The 19,660-nt window shown below is 70.0% G+C and carries 18 protein-coding genes; 5 read left to right on the top strand and 13 right to left on the bottom strand.

Annotated features, from left to right (window positions below):
- Window positions 1-56 precede the first annotated feature (56 nt).
- From HWX22_RS07315 to hutH, 6 genes are read right to left on the bottom strand one after another with little or no spacing between them, the layout of a single operon-like run.
- Window positions 57-1,433 (bottom strand): formimidoylglutamate deiminase, encoded by a 1,377-nt coding sequence (locus HWX22_RS07315; protein WP_175915321.1) that lies wholly within the window; start codon window positions 1,431-1,433, stop codon window positions 57-59.
- A gap of 23 nt (window positions 1,434-1,456) precedes the next feature.
- The gene (gene hutI, locus HWX22_RS07310; RefSeq protein WP_175915320.1) at window positions 1,457-2,680 is read right to left on the bottom strand and encodes an imidazolonepropionase; all 1,224 of its coding nucleotides are present in this window, start codon (window positions 2,678-2,680) and stop codon (window positions 1,457-1,459) included.
- Window positions 2,681-2,684: 4 nt separating this feature from the next.
- Window positions 2,685-3,302 (bottom strand): HutD family protein, encoded by a 618-nt coding sequence (locus HWX22_RS07305; RefSeq protein ID WP_059817888.1) that lies wholly within the window; start codon window positions 3,300-3,302, stop codon window positions 2,685-2,687.
- A gap of 2 nt (window positions 3,303-3,304) precedes the next feature.
- On the bottom strand, window positions 3,305-4,993 hold the full coding sequence (hutU, locus tag HWX22_RS07300) for a urocanate hydratase (protein WP_175908693.1): 1,689 nt from the start codon (window positions 4,991-4,993) through the stop codon (window positions 3,305-3,307).
- 40 nt (window positions 4,994-5,033) lie between these two features.
- The gene (gene hutC / locus HWX22_RS07295; protein ID WP_059599060.1) at window positions 5,034-5,729 is read right to left on the bottom strand and encodes a histidine utilization repressor; all 696 of its coding nucleotides are present in this window, start codon (window positions 5,727-5,729) and stop codon (window positions 5,034-5,036) included.
- A 4-nt stretch (window positions 5,730-5,733) separates the two neighbouring features.
- Window positions 5,734-7,257, bottom strand: a complete 1,524-nt coding sequence (gene hutH, locus HWX22_RS07290) for a histidine ammonia-lyase (protein ID WP_059701623.1) — start codon at window positions 7,255-7,257, stop codon at window positions 5,734-5,736.
- 226 nt (window positions 7,258-7,483) lie between these two features.
- On the opposite strand from hutH, the gene HWX22_RS07285 reads away from it, so the two are divergent.
- Window positions 7,484-8,404 carry a glutamate/aspartate ABC transporter substrate-binding protein gene (locus HWX22_RS07285; protein WP_059817892.1) on the top strand — a complete coding sequence of 307 codons (921 nt, stop codon included), beginning with the start codon at window positions 7,484-7,486 and terminating at the stop codon, window positions 8,402-8,404.
- Between the two features lie 21 nt (window positions 8,405-8,425).
- On the opposite strand, the gene HWX22_RS07280 is transcribed toward HWX22_RS07285, so the two are convergent.
- Window positions 8,426-9,178: a 4'-phosphopantetheinyl transferase superfamily protein gene (locus HWX22_RS07280; RefSeq protein WP_175915319.1), complete on the bottom strand. Its 753-nt coding sequence runs from the start codon at window positions 9,176-9,178 to the stop codon at window positions 8,426-8,428.
- Window positions 9,179-9,326: 148 nt separating this feature from the next.
- Window positions 9,327-10,370 carry an alpha/beta fold hydrolase gene (locus HWX22_RS07275; protein ID WP_175915318.1) on the bottom strand — a complete coding sequence of 348 codons (1,044 nt, stop codon included), beginning with the start codon at window positions 10,368-10,370 and terminating at the stop codon, window positions 9,327-9,329.
- 119 nt (window positions 10,371-10,489) lie between these two features.
- Between HWX22_RS07275 and HWX22_RS07270 the strand changes: the two genes are divergently transcribed.
- From HWX22_RS07270 to HWX22_RS32225, 3 genes are all read left to right on the top strand, one after another.
- Window positions 10,490-11,431 carry a LysR substrate-binding domain-containing protein gene (locus HWX22_RS07270; protein WP_175908696.1) on the top strand — a complete coding sequence of 314 codons (942 nt, stop codon included), beginning with the start codon at window positions 10,490-10,492 and terminating at the stop codon, window positions 11,429-11,431.
- A gap of 290 nt (window positions 11,432-11,721) precedes the next feature.
- A complete protein-coding gene (locus HWX22_RS07265; RefSeq protein WP_244135200.1) occupies window positions 11,722-12,954 on the top strand; it encodes an MFS transporter in 1,233 nt (410 codons plus the stop codon).
- Entirely contained in the window at window positions 12,945-13,067 is a 123-nt protein-coding gene (locus HWX22_RS32225) for a hypothetical protein (protein ID WP_059817902.1), read from the top strand. The genes HWX22_RS07265 and HWX22_RS32225 overlap by 10 nt, the downstream gene beginning before the upstream one ends.
- Window positions 13,068-13,118: 51 nt before the next feature.
- Here the strand turns inward: HWX22_RS32225 and HWX22_RS07260 are convergent, their stop codons facing one another.
- A complete protein-coding gene (locus tag HWX22_RS07260; protein ID WP_175915317.1) occupies window positions 13,119-14,597 on the bottom strand; it encodes a deoxyribodipyrimidine photo-lyase in 1,479 nt (492 codons plus the stop codon).
- Window positions 14,598-14,915: 318 nt separating this feature from the next.
- Here HWX22_RS07260 and HWX22_RS07255 point away from each other — a divergent pair, with 318 nt between their 5' ends.
- Window positions 14,916-15,395 (top strand): SRPBCC domain-containing protein, encoded by a 480-nt coding sequence (locus tag HWX22_RS07255; RefSeq protein WP_059535703.1) that lies wholly within the window; start codon window positions 14,916-14,918, stop codon window positions 15,393-15,395.
- A 69-nt stretch (window positions 15,396-15,464) separates the two neighbouring features.
- On the opposite strand, the gene HWX22_RS07250 is transcribed toward HWX22_RS07255, so the two are convergent.
- Genes HWX22_RS07250 through HWX22_RS07235 form a run of 4 tightly spaced genes read right to left on the bottom strand, consistent with a single transcriptional unit; the run spans window position 15,465 to window position 19,600 of the window.
- The gene (locus tag HWX22_RS07250; protein WP_175915402.1) at window positions 15,465-16,451 is read right to left on the bottom strand and encodes an acetyltransferase; all 987 of its coding nucleotides are present in this window, start codon (window positions 16,449-16,451) and stop codon (window positions 15,465-15,467) included.
- Between the two features lie 17 nt (window positions 16,452-16,468).
- Entirely contained in the window at window positions 16,469-17,260 is a 792-nt protein-coding gene (locus HWX22_RS07245; protein ID WP_059817906.1) for an SDR family oxidoreductase, read from the bottom strand.
- 40 nt (window positions 17,261-17,300) lie between these two features.
- Window positions 17,301-18,494 (bottom strand): sulfotransferase, encoded by a 1,194-nt coding sequence (locus HWX22_RS07240; RefSeq protein ID WP_175915316.1) that lies wholly within the window; start codon window positions 18,492-18,494, stop codon window positions 17,301-17,303.
- On the bottom strand, window positions 18,491-19,600 hold the full coding sequence (locus HWX22_RS07235) for a DUF1214 domain-containing protein (RefSeq protein WP_175915315.1): 1,110 nt from the start codon (window positions 19,598-19,600) through the stop codon (window positions 18,491-18,493). The genes HWX22_RS07240 and HWX22_RS07235 overlap by 4 nt, the downstream gene beginning before the upstream one ends.
- Window positions 19,601-19,660 lie beyond the last annotated feature (60 nt).

Here is a 19,660-nt window from a genome sequence, read left to right as displayed (position 1 = left end):
CGCATCACCGTAAGAGTCTGCCGGCGCGCGCACGCGGCGCGCCGGGTGCCGCGCGTTCAGCGCAGCAGTTGCGCCAGCGCGGCGCGGTAGTCGGCATACGCGACGGCTTCGTCGCGATGGCGGCGCCCGCTCACGACGCGTTCGCCGCCGGTGTAGACGTCGAGCACCGGCGTGTCGCCATGCTCGGCGAACACCGCGCCCGACAGCCACGCCGTGCTGTCGTGTTCGGCGATCGCCGGATGATCGGGATCGAGCACGAGCCAGTCGGCGCGGCAGCCTTCACGCAGTGCGCCGATGCGCCGCCCGCTGGCCTGCGCGCCGCCCGCGAGCGACGCGTCGAACAGCCGGTCGGCGACATGCGCCTGCGTGTCGCTCGCGAGCACGTTGCGCGCGCGATGCACGAGCCGCTGCCCGTATTCGAGCAGACGCAGCTCCGAGCGCCAGTCGACCGACGCATGGCTGTCCGAGCCGACGCCGATCACGCCGCCCTGCGCGAGATAGTCGACGGCCGGGAACACGCCGTCGCCGAGGTTCGCCTCGGTGGTCAGGCACAGGCCGGCCACCGCGCGACGCTTCGCGAGCGCGGCCGTTTCGGCCGCATCGACGTGCGTCGCGTGCACGAGGCACCAGCGCGCATCGACGTCGAAGCGATCGAGCAGCCACTGCACGGGACGCGTGCCGTACGCACGCACGCAATCGTCGACTTCAGCCGTTTGTTCGGCGATATGGATATGCACGGGCGCATCGTCGGGCAGGCCGTCGAGCAGCACGCGCAATCCGCTCTCGGACACCGCGCGCAGCGAGTGCGGCGCGACGCCGTAGCGCAGTCCGCCATGCTCGGGCGCGACGCGGCGCATCGCGTCGAGCAGTTCGAGCAGCCCGTCCGGCGTGTTGATGAAGCGGCGCTGGTCGTCGCGCGGCGGCTTGTTGCCGAAGCCGGCGAACTGGTACGACACGGGCAGCATCGTGATGCCGATGCCGGCCGAGCGGGCCGCGTCGATCACGCGCGTGCCGAGTTCCGCGATCTGCGGATAGCGCGAGCCGTCCTGCGCGTGATGCACGTAGTGGAATTCGCACACCGACGTGTAGCCGCACTTCAGCATCTCGACGTACAGCCAGCGCGCGATCGCCGCGAGCGCGTCGGGCGTGATCTTCAGCGCGAAGCGGTACATGAGATCGCGCCAGCTCCAGAAGCTGTCGGCAGGATTCGCGCGGTATTCGGTGAGCCCCGCCATCGCGCGCTGGAACGCGTGCGAATGCAGGTTCGGCATGCCGGGCACCACGGGCCCTGCCGCGCGCGCGACGCCGGCCGGCGCGTCGGCATCGGGCGTCACGTCGGTCAGCGTGCCGGCCGCGTCCCAGCGCAGCAGCACGTTGCGGCGCCAGCCATCGGGCAGCCGGGCATGGTCCGCGAACAGCGTCATTTCGGTCATCGTGAGTCTCGTCTGTTGCAAGGCTAGCCGTTGATCCGGCGAAACACCGTCGTACCGCCGCGCACGACCTGCTCGCACAGCGGCCGGCCGATCCAGTAAGCGAGCTCCGACAGCGAGCCGACCGACCAGGCCGCGAAATCGGCCTGGCGACCGACCTCGAGCGCGCCGTGACGATCCGCGCTGCCGAGCGCCGCGGCCGCATGGCGCGTCACGCCCTGCAGCACCTCGGGCACCGTCATGCGGAACAGCGTGCAGCCCATGTTCATCGTCAGCAGCAGCGATTCGAGCGGCGACGTGCCGGGGTTGTGATCGGTCGCGAGCGCGATCGGCACGCCGTGCTTGCGCAGCAGCTCGATCGGCGGCAATTGCGTTTCGCGAATGAAGTAATACGCGCCGGGCAACAGCACGGCGACCGTGCCGGCCGCCTTCATCGCCTCGATGCCGGCTTCGTCGAGAAATTCGAGGTGGTCGGCGGACAGCGCGCGATACCGCGCGGCAAGCGCGGTGCCGCCGGCATTCGACAACTGCTCCGCGTGCAGCTTCACCGGCAGGCCGCGCCGCGTCGCGGCCTCGAACACGCGCTCTGTCTGCGCGAGCGAGAAGCCGATGCGCTCGCAAAATACGTCGACCGCGTCGACGAGGCCTTCGTCGGCGAGCGCCGGCAGCATCCGCCCGCACACTTCGTCGATGTAGTCATCCGCGCGGCCCGCGTATTCCGGCGGCAGCGCGTGCGCGCCGAGGAACGTGGTGTACACCGTGACCGGAAAGCGCTCGCCGAGCTGGCGCGCGACGCGCAGCATCTTGCGCTCGCTCGCGAGGTCGAGCCCGTAGCCCGACTTGATCTCGATCGCGGTCACGCCTTCGGCGAGCAGCGGCTGCAGGCGTGCGGCCGCCTGCACGAACAGCGCCGTCTCGTCGGCCGCGCGCGTGGCGCGCACCGTCGACACGATCCCGCCGCCCTGCCGCGCGATCTCCTCGTAGCTGACGCCGGCGAGACGCTGCGCGAACTCGTCGGCGCGCGTGCCGCCGTACACGAGGTGCGTATGGCAGTCGACGAGGCCCGGCGTCACCCACGCGCCGTGCAGGTCTTCCCGCCGCCAGTGCGCATAACCGTGCGGCAGCGCGGAAAACGCGCCGAGCCACACGATCGTGCCGGTTTCGTCGACGGCGATCGCCGCATCGTCGATCGTTTCGTCGGGATGGCCGTGCGGACACAGCCTCAGGTGATGCCAGACAATCGGTTTCATGCGTTCAGTCTCGTTCGCCGACGGCGAGCGACACGGCGAGCAGCGCGCCGCCTCCGCTCACGACGACGTCAAACGCACGCCGCGGCCCGTCGAGCCGCAGCGTGTCCATTTCCTGCAGTGCATAGTGCGCGCCGTCGATGTCGATGTCGATGCCGACGGCGCCGGTCGCGCAGAACAGCAGCACGGTATCGGCGCGCTCGACGCGGTGCGTGCCTTCGGGCCACACATCGACCGTCCCGCGCGCGGCCGAACGGCGCGTCATCAGGTTGAAGTCGCGCGTGGCGCCGTCGTGCAGCGTCGCGTCGATCGCCGTTTCGCCGGCGAAATCCGCGCGGGCGAGCGGCGCGTCGAGCACGTGGCGCGCGCCGCCCGCTTCCGCGAGCGTCATGCCCGCACCGGACAGCAACACGAGCGTGCGGTCGATGCCGTCGAAACGCGAGAACGGCCCGGCCGCGCCGACGTCCGCGACGCTCACGCGCCAGGCGAACGCGTCGAGCGCGGCGCCCGGCGGAAACGCGCCGATTTCGCGCGTCACCCCGCCGCCGTTCTTCCACGGCGTCGCAACGAGATCCGCCGCGCGGATCATCGTTGCGTGCACCGGCGCCTGATCGAGCGCCGTCATGCTCAGCGGCCGAGCATCGGCAGCTTCAGGCCGGCTTCGCGGGCCGTCTGCTGCGCGAGTTCGTAGCCGGCATCCGCATGGCGCATCACGCCCGTCGCCGGATCGTTCAGCAGCACGCGGCCGAGACGCTCGTGCGCTTCGGCGGTACCGTCGGCGACGATCACGACGCCCGAGTGCTGCGAGAAGCCCATCCCGACGCCGCCGCCGTGATGCAGCGACACCCACGATGCGCCGCCCGCGGTGTTCAGCAGTGCGTTCAGCAGCGGCCAGTCGCTCACGGCGTCCGAGCCGTCCTTCATCGATTCCGTCTCGCGGTTCGGGCTCGCGACCGAACCGGTGTCGAGGTGGTCGCGGCCGATCACGATCGGGGCCTTCAGTTCGCCGTTCTTCACCATCTCGTTGAACGCCTGGCCGAGGCGATAGCGATCCTTCACGCCGACCCAGCAGATCCGTGCCGGCAGGCCCTGGAACGCGATGCGCTCACGTGCCATGTCGAGCCAGTTGTGCAGGTGCGGATCGTCGGGGATCAGCTCCTTCACCTTCTGGTCGGTCTTGTAGATGTCTTCCGGATCGCCCGACAGCGCGACCCAGCGGAACGGGCCCTTGCCTTCGCAGAACAGCGGGCGGATATAGGCCGGCACGAAGCCCGGGAAGTCGAACGCGTTCTCGACGCCCATTTCCAGCGCCATCTGGCGGATGTTGTTGCCGTAGTCGAGCGTGGCCGCGCCGCGCTCCTGCAGCGTCAGCATCGCGCGCACCTGCACGGCCATCGACTGCTTCGCCGGATGCACGATGCCTTCCGGATCGACCTTCTGCGTCTCGCGCCATTGCGCGACGCTCCAGCCTTGCGGCAGGTAGCCGTTGATCGGGTCGTGCGCGCTCGTCTGGTCGGTCACGCAGTCCGGCGTGATGCCGCGCTCGACGCACTCCGTGAACACGTCGGCCGCATTGCCGAGCAGGCCGATCGACACCGGCTTGCCGGTGCGCTTCGCTTCCTCGATCATGCCGAGCGCCTCGTCGAGCGTCGTCGCCTTCTTGTCGACGTAGCGCGTCTTCAGGCGGAAGTCGATGCGCGTCTCGTCGCACTCGACCGCGATCATCGAGAAGCCGGCCATCGTCGCCGCCAGCGGCTGCGCACCGCCCATGCCGCCGAGACCGCCCGTCAGGATCCAGCGGCCCGACGGGTCGCCGTTGAAGTGCTGGTTCGCGACCGAGAAGAACGTTTCATAGGTGCCCTGCACGATGCCCTGGCTGCCGATGTAGATCCAGCTGCCGGCCGTCATCTGGCCGTACATCATCAGACCCTTGCGATCGAGCTCGTTGAAGTGCTCCCAGGTCGCCCAGTGCGGCACCAGGTTCGAGTTCGCGAGCAGCACGCGCGGCGCATCCTTGTGCGTGCGGAACACGCCGACCGGCTTGCCCGATTGCACGAGCAGCGTCTCGTCTTCGCCGAGCTCCTTCAGCGACGCGAGGATCTGGTCGTAGCATTCCCAGTTGCGCGCCGCGCGGCCGATGCCGCCGTACACGACGAGCGCGTGCGGATGCTCGGCGACTTCCGGATCCAGGTTGTTCTGGATCATCCGGTAGGCCGCTTCGGCCAGCCAGGTCTTGCAGACCTTCTCGCTGCCGCGCGGCGCGCGGATCGTGCGCGTCGGATCGAGACGGGGATCGATGTGTTTCGGATGGTTCATGACGGCTGCTCCCGAGGGAAAGTGAATATTCAAATAGGAATCAGAAATGCCCGGTGAAGCGATAACGGCTGCCGGGGTGCCACAGATTCGCCACCGAGGCGACGACGCCCTGCGACCAGGTGCGCCGATGTAAAACCAGACACGGCTCGACGTCGTCCATCCGCAGCTGCTCGCGTCGCTCGGGCGCCGGGGCCGCCGCTTCGATCCGGTACTCGACGCGCTGCAGCGGTGCCGCGCGCATCAGATACAGGTTCGGCGTCGTGTTCGTGAAATCCTGCTCGGCATAATCCGGCGCGACCGCCGGATTCACCCACCGTTCTTCGAGCTGGACGGGTTCGTCATTCTCGAAGTGCAACACCTGCGAATAAAACAGCTTCGCGCGCACGGTCATCTGCATCTCGTCGGCGAGCGCCTCGTCGGCGCGGATCGTCTCGAGGCCGAGCACGCTGGCGCGGTACGCATGCCCGCGCGCGTCGACTTCCTCCGAGATGCTGCGAATCGCGACGAGCGTCGACTCGTACTTCGGCCGCGCGACGTAGGTGCCGGCGCCCTTCATGCGCGTCAGCACCTGCTCGGCCGTCAACTCGCGCAACGCGCGGTTGACGGTCATGCGCGCGACCTTGAACTCGCGGGCCAGTTCGTTCTCGGAGGGCACCTGATCGCCCTCCGCCCACTCGCCGGCATGAATGCGGCCCAGGATGAAATCCTTGATCTCCTGGTAGACCGGCGCGCTCATGGGCTTACTGTTCCGATGCGAACGAGAACGGCGCGATCTTCGCGAACGCACGCTCGCCGACGAGCTTCGCGATCACGGCGATGTCCGGCGCGAAGTAGTGGTCGAGTTCATAGTGAGCGACCTTGCTGCGGATCGTTTCCATCACCGGCGCGAGCTTCGGGCTCGTGTGGTGCGGTGCGCGCAGGTCGACGCCCTGGGCGGCGGCCAGCAGTTCGATCGCGAGGATGTGCTTCGTGTTGTCCGCAATGTCGGCGAGCTTGCGCGCGGCGAACGTCGCCATCGACACGTGGTCTTCCTGGTTCGCCGAGGTCGGCAGCGAGTCGACCGACGCCGGGTGCGCGAGCGTCTTGTTTTCCGATGCCAGGGCGGCTGCCGTCACGTGGGCGATCATGAAGCCCGAGTTCACGCCGCCGTCCTTCACGAGGAACGGGGGCAGGCCCGACAGCGTCGCGTCGATCAGCAGTGCGATGCGGCGCTCGGCCAGCGCGCCGATTTCCGATGCGGCGAGCGCGAGGTTGTCGGCCGCGAATGCGACGGGTTCGGCGTGGAAGTTGCCGCCCGACAGCACTTCGCCGGTATCCGGGAAGATCAGCGGGTTGTCCGACACGGCGTTCGCTTCGACCAGCAGCACGTCGGCCGCGTGGCGCATCTGGTCCAGGCACGCGCCCATCACCTGCGGCTGGCAGCGCAGGCTGTACGGATCCTGCACCTTGTCGCAGTCGCGGTGCGACTGGTTGATCGGCGAGCCTTCGAGCAGGTCGCGGTACGACGCGGCCGCGTCGATCTGGCCTTGATGGCCGCGCAGTTCGTGGATGCGGGCGTCGAACGGCTTCACCGAGCCGGCGGCCGCATCGACCGACAGCGCACCCGCGACGAGCGCGGTGCGGTACAGGTCTTCGATCGCGAACATGTTGTCGAGCGCCAGCGCCGTCGAGGCCTGCGTGCCGTTCAGCAGCGCGAGGCCTTCCTTCGCCTGCAACGTCAGCGGCGCGAGGCCCGCGACGCGCAGACCGTCGAGCGCGCTGGCGCGCTCGCCGCGGATGAACACTTCGCCGACGCCCAGCAGCACGGCCGACATGTGCGCGAGCGGCGCGAGGTCGCCCGATGCGCCGACCGAGCCCTTCACCGGGATCAGCGGCAGCACGTCGGCGTTGAACAGCGTGATCAGCGCGTCCATCACCTCGCGGCGGATGCCCGAGTGGCCGCGGCCGAGGCTCGACAGCTTCAGCGCCATCAGCAGGCGCACCGACGAGCGCGCCATCGGCTCGCCGACGCCGACCGCATGCGACAGCACCAGGTTCTTCTGCAGCAGCTCGAGCTGGTCGTGCGGGATGTGCGTGCTGGCCAGGCGGCCGAAGCCCGTGTTGATGCCGTATGCCGGCTCGCCCTTTGCCGCGATGTCGGCGACGGCTTTCGCGCCTGCGTCGATCTTCGCGAAGCTCGCCGGGTCAAGCTTGAGCTGCACGGATTCGCGAGCGATCTTGCGCAGTTGCGGAAGGGTCAGGTGGCCGGGGGTCAACGTAATCATGTGAGCAATCCTGTCTAGACAAGTTCGTGATGGATTGCAGTGTAGCCATCGCAACTTGTCTAGACAACCCCGTTTTTCACGATTTCGACTCGGGAGTTTCCCTGATGTCCGGCGCGGCCCGCCGCCGTTGCCCGACAGACCCCGTAATTAACATATGTTGCAATTATTTTGTCTTTGGCAACATACGAATCGACGCTTTCCCACGATCCGTCCACGGAGACCTGCCATGACCATCCCGCCCCGGTTGACCGCCCTCCTCGGCCGCAGCCTGCTCGTCGCCGCATGCGCGCTCGCGTGCGGCGCGTCGCTCGCCGCGGAACCGCTGTCCGGCACGCTCGAAAAGATCCGGCAAGGCGGCCTGATCTCGATCGGCCATCGCGAGACGTCGGTGCCGTTCTCCTACGTCGACGCGAGCGGCAAGGTGATCGGCTTCTCGCAGGACCTGTGCGACCGCGTGATCGCCGCCGTGAAGGCGCGCACCGGCAAGCCCGACCTGCAGGTGCGCTTCGTCCCGGTCACGTCGCAGAACCGCATCCCGCTGGTGCAGAACGGCACGGTCGATCTCGAATGCGGGGTGACCACCAACCTCGCGGCGCGTCACGCGCAGGTCGCGTTCTCGACCACCTTCTTCGTCGCGACCACGCGCCTGCTCACGCGCACGAGCTCGGGCATCCGCGACTTCCCCGATCTCGCCGGCAAGACGGTCGTGACGAACCAGGGCACGACGTCCGAACGCCTGCTGCGCAAGATGAACGAGGAGAAGAAGATGAACATGCAGATCATCAGCGCGAAGGACTACGGCGAAGGACGCCTCACGCTCGAATCGGGCCGCGCGGCCGCCTACATGATGGACGACGTGCTGCTCGCCGGCGTGCGCCAGCTCGCGGCGAAGCCGGCCGACTGGACGATCGTCGGCACGCCGCAGTCGTCGGAAGCGTACGGGTTCATGCTGCGCAAGGACGATCCGCAGTTCAAGGCGCTCGTCGACGGCGTGCTCGTGCAGCTGATGAAGAGCGGCGAGATCAACGCGCTGTACGACAAGTGGTTCATGAAGCCGGTGCCGCCGAAAGGGCTCGCGTTCGACTTCCCGATGAGCGACGTGATCAAGGCGCGCTACGCGGCGCCGAACGACGTGCCGCTCGAGTGAGCGTCGCGTGCTGAAACGGGTTCAGCGCGTCCACGCGACGCACGCCGCGTAGCCGGGCGCCGCGTCGAGCCAGCCCGCGTCGAACGCGGCCACGCCGGCCGCGGGCGCGGCCGGATCGACGATCGTCGTCGCGGGCGTCGCGGCATCGCGCGGCGGCACGACCGCGAACGCGCGCAGCCCGCCGACGATGCCGGTGCCGAGCGCCTTCAGCAACGCTTCCTTCGCGGACCACACGCGCATGAACGCGTCGGCACGCGCGGCGAGCGGCAGGCCGTCGAGATACGCGGCCTCGGCGGTCGCGCACACCTCGCGCGTCAGCGCACGCCAGTCGGTCGACCGATTGCAGCTTTCGATATCGACGCCGACACGGCCTGCCCCGGTCCACGCGATGAGCGCGTGATCGCCCGCGTGCGACACGTTGAAATCCAGCGATGCGCGATGCGCGGGGTCGAGCGACGGCCGTCCCGATTCGTCGACGACGATCGCGATGTCCTTCGGCGCCACGTCGAGCGTCGCGCCGAGCACATCGCGCAGCGCGGCGCGCGTCGCGGCGCTGCGCACCGCATCCTCATGTCGCAGGTAGCGCCCGGCACGCGCGCGCTCTGCATCGCTCAGCGCCGCATAGGCGGGCGACGCGAGCGGCACGTGCCAGTCGAAATCGACGCGCGCGACCTGCACGCCGGCCCGCGACGCGGCCGGCGGCACGTCAAGCAGGTGCACGCGCCACGCGCGGGTCAGGTCGGCGGGAATCTCGGAATCGGGCGGAATGGACATCGGCACGGGGCAGCCAGTCGAATGAAACGTCCGATGTTAATCGATCGCGCGGTGCGGATACCGACGCGGCCGGGCCGCGTTCGTCGGCAGCGGCACCAGGCGAGGCCGCCGCATCGACGCGACGGCCGGGTCGCACGCGCGTGCGCGATCACCCGTGCGCGACGACACCCGGCGCGCCGCTCGCCGCCAGCCGCGCGCGCTGCGCCGGATGGCGCGCGTGGACGCGGCCCGGCGCATCGGCCGGCAACGCGCCGTGTTGCAGCCAGTACAGCGCGACGGGCCACAACGTGTCGGCGAAGCGGCTGTGGAAGAACGCGAAGTGGCCGATCGCGTCGACGCCGATGTCGCGCGGCGCGATCCGCAGATGCGTGACGTCGCTGCCCGTGTAGTAGCCGACCAGCCGCTCGATCGCGTCGACCGTGCCGAACCCGTCGTCGTCGAGGCCGATCGCGAGCATCGGCGCCGGCAGCCGCGCGAAGCGCGCCGGCAGCGCGGCGCGACTCGCGGCGGTTTCGGCGAGCGGGCCATGCGTGTAGGCATCCTCGAAGCGCGCCTGCGAACGCACCCACGACAGCGCGATGCCACGCGGCGTATCCTCCATCCAGCCAAGCCGCTTCGCGGGCACGTAGCCGAACACGGCCGCGAGCGCCGGCATCGCGACGTGCCACTTCCACCACATGCGCCGCCGCTCTTCCTGCCGATAGTCGCGCCAGTACGCATACTGCGCGCCGACGGTCACCGCGTGACGCACGTACGCGTTCGACGCCGCCAGCCCGAGCACGCAGCCGCCGATGCTGTGCGCGACCACGTCGAGCGGCTGGCCGGGAAACGCGTCGCGCGCATACTGCAGCGCGGCCTCGCAATCGAGCCGCCCCCAGTCGAGCCAGTTCGCGCGCAGCTTCGCGAGCCGCGCGGGGCGCGAGCCGCCGATCCCGCGATAGTCGTAGACGAGCACGTCACGCCCTTGCGCGAACAGCCAGGCCGCGAAGCGGAAGTAATAGTCGCAGCGCACCGACGTCGCGCAATTGACGACCGTCACGGGCCGCGCGGCGGCGCCGCCGCGATGCCGCCACACGTAGCCGCGCAGTTGGTAACCGTCGGCCGCGGTCAGCGTCACGGCCTCCGGCGGCAACGCACCCGCCGCGCGCCCGGCCGCCTGATCCGCCCCGGCTGCTTCGTTCGAAATCGTCATCCTGTCTCCTGTGCGGCGCCGCGTCACCCGGCGCCCGCCCGATCGGCCAGCCCCCATTGAACTTGACGCGCCCGGCGTTCTCAACCAATCTTGCTGCTCCGTTCGCATGAGCCCTACGCATGTCAACGCCGCTCGTCCGTCTCCCGTCGCTGGACCTCGTGCGCGGCTTCGTCGCCGTCGGCCGCCGCATGAGCATCACGCTCGCCGCGCAGGACCTGTGCGTCACGCAGTCGGCGGTCAGCCGCCAGGTGCACGCGCTCGAGGCGCACCTCGGCGTCGCGCTGCTGCAGCGCGGTTATCGCAAGATCGCGTTCACGCCGGAAGGCGAGCGGCTGTTTCGCGCCGCCGACGCGGCGCTGCTCACCCTGCAGGACACCGTCGCGTCGCTCGCCGCCGCGCGCGAGCGCCAGCCCGTCACGATCACCGCGAGCATCGGCGTCACCGCGCTGTGGCTGCTGCCGCGGCTCGGGCGCCTGCAGGCGCGCCTGCCCGACGTCGACTTGCGCGTGGCCGCGAACGACAAGGTACTCGATTTGCGCGCGGAAGGCATCGACCTCGGAATCCGCTACTGCCCGCGCGAGCGCGCGCCGGCCGGCGCGCTGCACCTGTTCGACGAAGTCGTCGTGCCGGTCGCGCATCCGGCGCTGGCCGCGCGGCCCGTCACCGACGCGGCCGCGATCGCCGACCACGTGCTGCTCGAATTCGACGGGCCACCGCAAACGCCACTGCAATGGCGCGCGCATCTGCACGCGGCCGGGCTCGGCGACGCGCGCCCGAAGGGCGTGCTGCGCTTCAACCAGTACGATCAGGTGATCCACGCCGCGATCGCCGGCCAGGGCGTCGCGCTCGGGCGGCTCGCGCTCGTCGCGCCGATGCTCGCGGACGGCCGGCTCGCGGTGCTGGGCCCGCACTCGCAGGCGTTGTCGGATGCGTACGGCTACTGGCTGTTCCGGCACGATCCCGCACCGCGCCGCGAAGTCGCCGACGTGCGCGACTGGATTCTCGCGGAAGCAGCCGAATGCGACGCGGCGATGCGCGCGTACGACGTGGCGCGGCGGTAAGCCACGAGCGAATTTCCGCATCGAGCCGATGCCGGCACGCCGTTGCGCGCGGAATCGCGCCGCCGCAGGCGACGCACTGGCGCCCCGACTCCGCTGCATCGGCCGCGAGTCACGCCGGCTGCATGTGTCTCATATGCTCCACCCTCCGGCCCACGCCACCCTCGTCATCAGCACCGCATTCCCCACGCGCATGCGAACGCGACCGAATGATCGCTTGAGCGCGCCGCGACCGGATCGTCTAATCGGATCGAACGCGGCGTCGTGCCGCACGCATTCATCCGGAGACCCGCATGACCCCGATCGAACAAGACACCCGGCGCCGCTGGCTGCCGGTGCTCGCGGGCGGCCTCATCATGGGCGCCGCGCTCGGCATCCGCCACGTGCAGGGGCTGTTCCTCGCTCCCGTCACGCTCGACCACGGCTGGTCGCGCGAAGCGTTCGGCCTCGCGCTCGCACTGCAGAACCTGATCTGGGGCATCGCGCAGCCGTTCACCGGGATGATCGCCGACCGCTTCGGGTCGGTGCGCGTGATCGTCGCCGGCATGCTGCTGTATGCGGCCGGGCTCGTCACGATGGCGTTCGCCGGGTCGGCCGGCGTGTTCACGGTCGGCTCGGGACTCGTGATCGGCGTCGCGCTGTCGGGGTCGGCCTTCGCGTCGATCTACGGCGCGCTGAGCCGGCTGTTTCCGCCCGACCGGCGCGGCTGGGCGCTCGGTGTCGCCGGCGCGATCGGCGGGCTCGGCCAGTTCTGCATGGTGCCGGTCGCGCAGGTGCTGATCGGCGGTATCGGCTGGCAGCATGCATTCGTCGCGCTCGCGCTCGTCACCGGGCTGCTCGCGCCGCTCGCCGTGCTGGTGCGCGACCGGCCCGCGCAGGCCGCGAGTCGCGCGGACGGCCCCGACCAGTCGATCGGCGCGGCGGTGCGCGAAGCGTTCGCGCATCGCGGCTTCTGGCTGCTGAACGCGGGGTTCTTCGCCTGCGGGTTCCAGCTCGCGTTCGTCGCGACCCACCTGCCCGCCTACCTGCTCGATCACGGCCTGCCGGCGCGCCATGCCAGCGTCGCGCTCGCGCTGATCGCGTTGACCAACGTGGCCGGCACCTACGCATGCGGCCATCTCGGCGGCCTGCTGCGGCGCAAGTATGTGCTGTCCGTCCTGTATCTCGTCCGCGCGCTGGCGATGGCCGCGTTCGTCGCCGCGCCGTTGTCGCCCGCGAGCGTCTACGTGTTCGCGGCCGTGATGGGCTTCACGTGGCTCGGCACCGTGCCGCTGACCACCGGCGTGATTTCGCAGGTGTTCGGCGTGCGCTACATCGCGACGCTGTTCGGCTTCGTCTTCTTCGGGCACCAGCTCGGCAGCTTCTTCGGTGTATGGCTCGGCGCGCTCGTCTACGACGCGACGCATTCGTATCTGCCGCTGTGGATCGGTTCGATCGCGCTCGGCGTGCTGGCCGCGCTGCTGCACCTGCCGATCGACGACGCGCGCATGGCGCGTCCGGTGCCGGGCAAGGCCGCGTGGGCGTGATGCGCGCGGCGCTGGCCGTCGGCGCGCTCGCGTTCGTCGCGTGGTGCGGCGCGGCCTACTTCGATGCGGGCGTCGCGCTTGCGCTGCTCGAGCACGCGGCGTTCTGCGACTGACATGGCAAGCCGCACCGCGCGCACGAGTGTGACGGCTGCGCCCCGCGACGTCTAGTGACGCTTCGGCAGCGTGGCCAGCGCATCGAGCGCACGCCGCCGCGCGCCGTCGTGATCGACGATCGGCGCCGGATAGTCGACGCCGAGCCGCACGCCGGCCGCCGCGAGTTCCACCGGCGACGCCTCCCACGGCGCATGGATGGTCGCCTCGTCGAGGCCCGCGAGTTCCGGCACCCAGCGGCGCACGTAGGCGCCCTGCGGATCGAACTTCCGTCCCTGCGTCACCGGATTGAAGATGCGGAAATACGGCGCGGCGTCGGCGCCGCAGCCGGCGACCCATTGCCAGTTCGCCGGGTTGTTCGCGACGTCCGCGTCGACGAGCGTGTCGTAAAACCAGCGCTCGCCGGCCCGCCAGTCGATCAGCAGATGCTTGACGAGAAACGATGCGACGACCATCCGCACCCGGTTGTGCATCCAGCCGGTCGCCCACAGCTCGCGCATCCCCGCGTCGACGAGCGGATAGCCGGTCAGCCCGCGCTGCCAGGCGCGCAGCGCGGCGGGATCGTCGCGCCACGGCATCGCGTCGAACTGCGCGCGGAAGTTGTCGGTCGCGAGCGCCGGGAAGTGATACAGCAGCACGTGGCTGAATTCGCGCCAGCCGAGCTCGCTCAGGAATTTCTCGGCGCCGGCCGCGCAGGCTGCGCCGCCCGCCTGTGCGGCCCCCTGCACCGCATGCCACACCTGGCGCGGCGACACGTTGCCGAAGCGCAGGAACGGCGACAGCCGGCTCGTCGCCGGCCGGTCGGGCCGGTCGCGCGTATCGGCATAGCCGGCCAGCGACTCGACCGAAAACGCGTCGAGCCGCGCATGCGCGCCGGCCTCGTCGGGTGCCGGCCATGCGTCGCGCAGGCCGCTCGCCCAGTCCGGCGCGCCCGGACGCAACGCGAGCGCGTCGAGCGCCAGCGCACGTTCGCGCACACCGGCCGGCCACGGGTGAAACGCGATCCTTTCGGGCTCCGGCAACGGCGCCGCCACCGTGCGATCGCGCCGCACCGCGCGCCAGTATGCGGTGAACACCTGGAACGGCGTGCCGGCGCCCGTCAGCACGTCCCACGGCTCGTTCAGCAGGCTGCCGTTGCTGCTCTCGACCTCGAGGCCGCGCGCCTTCAGCGACGCCTTCAACGCCGCATCGGCATCGCGCTGCGGCAGCGCATAGCGGCGGTTCCAGTACACGGCCGCCGCACCCGTGTCGTGCACGACGCGTTCGATCTCGCGCGGCGCATCGCCGCGCAGCAGCAGCAGGCGGCCGCCATGACGCGCGAGCGCCGCGTCGAGTCCGGCGAGCGCCCCGTGCAGCCACCAGCGCGCCGCGCCGCCGAGCGCGCGCCCCGCGCTTTCGCCGGTGTCGTCGACGTACACGCACACGAGCGGCCGGCCCGACGCGACCGCGCGCGTCAGCGCGGGCTGGTCGGTCACGCGCAGATCGTCGCGGAACCACACGACGGCAGGAGCAACGGACGACTTCACTGGCACGGGCACCTCGGGGCAGGAAACGGAAAAGTGACCGGTATTGTCGCGGCACGGTCGCGCGATGTCGATGTCCAACGCGCAGCCGGCGCGCGCAAACGCGTCGCGTACCGACGACGCCGCCCCGCCGGATCGCGAGCCCGGTGAAACGCCTTAGTCCATTCCGACGATTCTTCGCCGCACGCGCCGGCCTACGCTCGATGTCGGGTTCGCCGCAATGCGCGGCACGCGCCAGCCGCCGGTCGGCCACGCGCATCGCGCGACGCATCCGCCCGGGCGCGCCCGCGGTCCCGTCCTCACCGTCAATCTCATCCGATACCCGCCATGACCAAACCCGCCAATCTCGTCACCTCGATCACCGTCGCGATCGACGCCCCCGCTGCCGTCGTCTGGGAAGTGCTGACCGACTTCCCGCGCTACGGCGAATGGAACACCTTCTGCGTCGGCCTCGAAACGACCGGCCGGATCGGCGACTTCGTGTACATGCAGGTGCGCATCCCGGGCACGGAGACGGTGATTCCCGTCAACGAAATCCTCGTCGCGTGCGAGCCCGAGCGTCTGCTGTCGTGGGAGCAGCGCCCGACCGACGACAACAAGGACGCCGCGCGCCGCGACCAGTACGTCGAAGCCGACGGCGCCGAACGCTGCCGCTACTTCACGACCGATCAGTTTCTCGGCATCAACGCGGAAACGATCATGCGCGAGCACGGCGGCTGGGTAAAACAGGGGTTCGACCAGTGCGCGCGCGACGTGAAGCGGCGCGCGGAAGCGCTGTACGCGTCACGTCGGCGCAAAAGCGCGTGACGGAGAACGGCCGATGTGCGCGCGCGCCGTGGCATCGCTGCACGGCGCGCGCGTCGCCGGCCCCCGCGTTCAGTCGAGACGGAAGGCCGCCTCGAAACGCTCGGCGAACGCGTCGAACTCGCTTTCCGGCAGATGGTTGATGCCGCCCGCGCGCTTGCGTCCGCCGCCGGTCGGGAAACCGCGGCAGAATTCGTCGGCGCCGAGCGGCCGGCCGTCGGGCACGCGCACGCTGACGACGAGCCCGCCCTGCGCACGCGGCGACAGCACCGCGAGCGCCGCATGCGGTGCATTGCGCATCCGCTCGTTCGCGAGCATCCCCGTCGCGCGCCGTGCCCACGGATGATCCGGCATCCTGATCAGCGTCGCGCCCGGGACGTCGCGCAGCGGCGCGAGCGCGCATGCACGCGCCATGTCGTCGCGATAGCCATCGCGCAGCGCGGCGAACACCGGCGTGCCGCGCACGAAGTCGAGCGGATCCGCGCACGGCAGCATCGCATCGGCCAGCACGGCCGGATCGAAATGCAGGTCGTCGACGCAGTCGCCGTATGCGTTGTAGTTCAGGTAGAGCCCGAGTTCGGCGAGCGTGCCGCGCTCGGCCTCGTCGAGCGCGTATTCGCGCGCAAGCGCGTCGCCGAGCGCCGGCAGTTCGTCGCCGAACGCCGCGACGATCGCCCAGCGCACATGGCGGCCGCCGAGATGGCGATTCACGAGCGCGCTCGTGCAGACGTCGGCGGCCGTATCGATATACGCGTCGAAGCGCGGATCGCCCGGCAGCTCGCCCGCGAAGTGATGGTCGAAGTAGCGGACCGCCGCGCCGTCGCGCAGCAGCCGCGCGCAGGCGTCGCGGTTCTGGTCGTGCGACACGTCGAGCACGGTCACGCGGTCGCCGGCTCGCGCGTCGATTCGCTCGAGCAGCCTGATGTCGCGCTTCACGCCGGTCACGAGCGTGCCGCGTTCGCCCTCCGCGAGCCGCAGTTGCTGCAGCGCGCACAGGCCGTCCGCGTCGCCGTTGAACGCGAAGAAATGTCGTCCCCGCCGGGGTTGCCGTTCCTGCATCATCCGTCGCTCCGTCCTCAGGGCATGAAGTCGCCGCCGTTCGCGTCCAGCGTCGCGCCGGTCACCGCATTCGCGTAATCCGACGCGAGGAACAGCGCCGCGCGCGCGCAGTCGTCGTCGGTCGGCAACTTCGCGAGCGCGATGTTCGATGCGATCGGCGCGATGATCTCCTCCTCCGTCATCCCGTACTCGGCTGCCGCCTGCCGGAAATACGTCTGCGTCGGCACGCCCCACATCCAGCCCATGTGGATGCTGTTCGCGCGGATCCCGTGCACGCCGAGCTCGCGTGCCAGGTATTTTGCCGCAACCGCGAGCGCGCCCTTCGACATAGCGTAGCCCGATTCCCCTGCAAACGGCTTGCGGGTCGCCTGCGTGTTGATCATCACGATCGCGCCGCGTTTCTGCCGCTTCATGTGCGGGACGATTTCCTGCGTGAGCGTCATCGTGCCGAACACGTTGGTGTCGAAAACCGCGCGCCAGCCATCGAGATCGGCTTCCTCGACCGCCTCCGGAAACGTGCCGTGCACGAACGCGCTGTTCACGAGCGCGTCGATCCGGCCGAAGCGCTCGACCGCCTGCGTCGCGAGCTGCCGGCACTGCGCGCGCTCGGCGATGTCGGTTCGCACCTTCAGCACGTCGCACGCGACGCCGAGTGCGCGGATCCGCGTTTCCGCGTCGTCGAGCTTTTCCATCGTGCGTGCCGCGACGACCACGCCGCGCGCACCCTCGCGTGCCGCCTCGACGGCGAGCTTCACGCCGAGCCCCGGCCCGATTCCGGAAATCACGACGATCTTGTCCTTCAGCAACATGGGTTGTCTCCTGGTTGTCGTTGGTCTCGCGGGCGCGCCGTCAGCCGGCGGCCCGCAGGTGCCGCGCGCGATACGCGGCGAAGTCGTGCGCCAGTTGCGCATCGGTGAAGCCGAAGCGCGCGATCGAATAGTCGTGCGCGGCGCGCTTGTCGCGGCCGTTGCGCGCGATCCAGTCCGTCATCGCCGCGCGCTGCCGTGCATCGAGCGGCATGCCGGCGAATCGGTACACGGCTTGCGCGACGCCGAGCGGATTCGACACGGTGTCCTCGAAACGCACGTCGAGAAACCGCTCGGGCGGCAGCGCGTCGCGCGCCGCCATCGCCGCGCCGATCGCGCGCGCCATCCCCGCGTTCCACTGCGCGCCGACCGTGCGCGGATCCGGGTCGTCCGCGTACATCTGCCACAGCGTGTGTGCCATGCTCGCCATCGACGGAATCGTCTGCGCCGGATCGCGATGCGTGAGCACCACCTGCGCGCGCGGAAACACGCGGCACAGCACGTCGAGCGCATGCAGGTGCTGCGGCGTCTTCAGCAGCCAGCGCTCGGCCGGCGCGACGCCGCGCCGCGCCTTCTGCCACTGCAGGAACTGCAGCATCCGCTTCAGATACGTATAGACGGGCGTCAGGTCCTGCTTCGCAAGCCACGCCGTATAGCCCGGCACGTTCGCGTACGAATCCATCGCGCATACGAACGAATGCTCCATCAGCATGAACTCCTCGTCGGCGAGCATCGCGTCGAGCGGATGGATCGTCAGGATCTGCGGAATGCAGTCGATCATCGTCGCGACCTCGGCCTGCGCGCGCGCGATGCGCACGGTCGGCGCGTCGAGCGTCTCGCCGGCGAGCGGCGCCGGATAACGCGTTTCCCACCACGCGGCCGAATGAAAGCGCGGGTCGACCGCGAGCAGCCGCTGCAGCAGCGTCGTGCCGGTGCGCGGCAGCCCGACGATCACGAGCGGATCGTCGATCTCGATGTCGGCGATCTCCGGATGACGACGGCAGTAATCCTCGACGACGAGCCGGTTCGCGAGCTGGCCGACGAGCTTCTCGCGCATCATCTCCGCGCCGCGCGCGGAGAGCCGCGCCTCGTCGATCAGCGATGCGCACATCACGTCGAGCGCCTCGCGATACGGGCCGTCGCCGAACGCGGCGAGGCCGCCCGTGCGCGACACGGCCTCGGCGATCAGCCCGTCGGCATCGAGCAGCGTGCGGATCCGGTCGAGCGGCGCGTTCATGCGGTCTCCTTCAGCGCGGCGAGCTTGACGACGCGCGTGCGCGGATGCACCGGCCGCGCGGCGCCGACCCAGCGCCAGCAGATCGTGCCGGTGCGATGCCCGGCCGTATCGAGCCAGTTCGCGTCGCCCGGCCGCGACGCGGCGACCACCACCGTCACGCCGCCGTCGGCATTCAGGCGCGCGCCGTGCTTGTTCACGCAGATGTCGAAGTGCCGGTAGTCGAGCGACTCCATCCAGTAGTTGTTGAGCTGCACGTTCCAGAAGTCGCAGTCGGGCACCGTGTCGACGTCGATCACGAGCGCCTCGTCGTCGGCCAGCGACCAGCACGAGTGGTAGTAGTAGATGTTCGGATCGCCGCCGACCGACTGGCACAGCGCCTGGTCCGCGGGCGGCAGCGCGTTCACGTGCGCCCCGTAGCTCGCGGCCCAGTCGGCGAACAGCTTCGACGTCTGCTCGACGAACCGCGCGGCGCGCATGAGGCCGCCCTGCAGCACGAGCGGGTCGAGCGGCGCCGGGCGCTCGTGCGCGCCGATGCGCTCGATCTTCAGTTGCGCGGGCGTCTCCGCGCGCCGGTCGAGGAAGGTCTGGCGCACCAGCAGCGCGTTCGTATCCGGCTCCATGCGTACCCAGTTGCCTGCGCGCGGCGTCGCGCTCAGCACGATCTCGAAGCTGCCGTCCGGCGCGATCTCGAGCTGCTTCGCATCGAGAAACCCGGTCTGCAGCATCTTGCCGTCCGTCTCGTAGCCGCCCTTCTGCGTGCCGAAGCTCAGGTACGCGACCGTGCCGCGCCGCCCCGTCACGCGATAGTCGCAGCGGCCGTCGAGGCGCGCGTACTGGTACAGGTTGTCGGGATTGTCGGCGCCGATCTTCGCGGTCTCGTGCGACGGCGAGAAGAAGCCGGGCCATGCGCCGTCCGCGAACTCGACGTGCATTTCGAGCGCGATGCGCAACAGCCGGCTCAGGTAGCGGAACCCTTCCGCGCGCGTGAGCGGATCGCCCGGCGCCTCGGCGCGCAGGATCTGCTGTCCGCTGCGTTTCAGGGTGTCGCAGAAATCGGCCCAGGTCTGGCCCGAAAGCAGTTGCGTGGCACGTGTGTCGTCCGTCATGTGTCGTCTCCGCCGGTGGTCGAGCGCTCACCTTAAGCGAGCGCTCCACGCGCCACTTCG

The sequence above is a fragment of the Burkholderia sp. BCC1638 genome, from assembly GCF_902833195.1.
In the GTDB taxonomy this organism is placed as follows: domain Bacteria; phylum Pseudomonadota; class Gammaproteobacteria; order Burkholderiales; family Burkholderiaceae; genus Burkholderia; species Burkholderia diffusa.
Note: the sequence above shows the minus strand (reverse complement) of the source record. Positions and strands in the feature narration are given on the sequence as shown.

Bases quoted from the DNA above. Each gene is read 5' to 3' on its own strand.
- HWX22_RS07315 (WP_175915321.1), bottom strand. From the start codon at position 1,433: ATGACCGAAATGACGCTGTTCGCGGACCATGCCCGGCTGCCCGATGGC.
- hutI (WP_175915320.1), bottom strand. From the start codon at position 2,680: ATGAAACCGATTGTCTGGCATCACCTGAGGCTGTGTCCGCACGGCCAT.
- HWX22_RS07305 (WP_059817888.1), bottom strand. From the start codon at position 3,302: ATGACGGCGCTCGATCAGGCGCCGGTGCACGCAACGATGATCCGCGCG.
- hutU (WP_175908693.1), bottom strand. From the start codon at position 4,993: ATGAACCATCCGAAACACATCGATCCCCGTCTCGATCCGACGCGCACG.
- hutC (WP_059599060.1), bottom strand. From the start codon at position 5,729: ATGAGCGCGCCGGTCTACCAGGAGATCAAGGATTTCATCCTGGGCCGC.
- hutH (WP_059701623.1), bottom strand. From the start codon at position 7,257: ATGATTACGTTGACCCCCGGCCACCTGACCCTTCCGCAACTGCGCAAG.
- HWX22_RS07285 (WP_059817892.1), top strand. From the start codon at position 7,484: ATGACCATCCCGCCCCGGTTGACCGCCCTCCTCGGCCGCAGCCTGCTC.
- HWX22_RS07280 (WP_175915319.1), bottom strand. From the start codon at position 9,178: ATGTCCATTCCGCCCGATTCCGAGATTCCCGCCGACCTGACCCGCGCG.
- HWX22_RS07275 (WP_175915318.1), bottom strand. From the start codon at position 10,370: ATGACGATTTCGAACGAAGCAGCCGGGGCGGATCAGGCGGCCGGGCGC.
- HWX22_RS07270 (WP_175908696.1), top strand. From the start codon at position 10,490: ATGTCAACGCCGCTCGTCCGTCTCCCGTCGCTGGACCTCGTGCGCGGC.
- HWX22_RS07265 (WP_244135200.1), top strand. From the start codon at position 11,722: ATGACCCCGATCGAACAAGACACCCGGCGCCGCTGGCTGCCGGTGCTC.
- HWX22_RS07255 (WP_059535703.1), top strand. From the start codon at position 14,916: ATGACCAAACCCGCCAATCTCGTCACCTCGATCACCGTCGCGATCGAC.
- HWX22_RS07250 (WP_175915402.1), bottom strand. From the start codon at position 16,451: ATGCAGGAACGGCAACCCCGGCGGGGACGACATTTCTTCGCGTTCAAC.
- HWX22_RS07245 (WP_059817906.1), bottom strand. From the start codon at position 17,260: ATGTTGCTGAAGGACAAGATCGTCGTGATTTCCGGAATCGGGCCGGGG.
- HWX22_RS07240 (WP_175915316.1), bottom strand. From the start codon at position 18,494: ATGAACGCGCCGCTCGACCGGATCCGCACGCTGCTCGATGCCGACGGG.
- HWX22_RS07235 (WP_175915315.1), bottom strand. From the start codon at position 19,600: ATGACGGACGACACACGTGCCACGCAACTGCTTTCGGGCCAGACCTGG.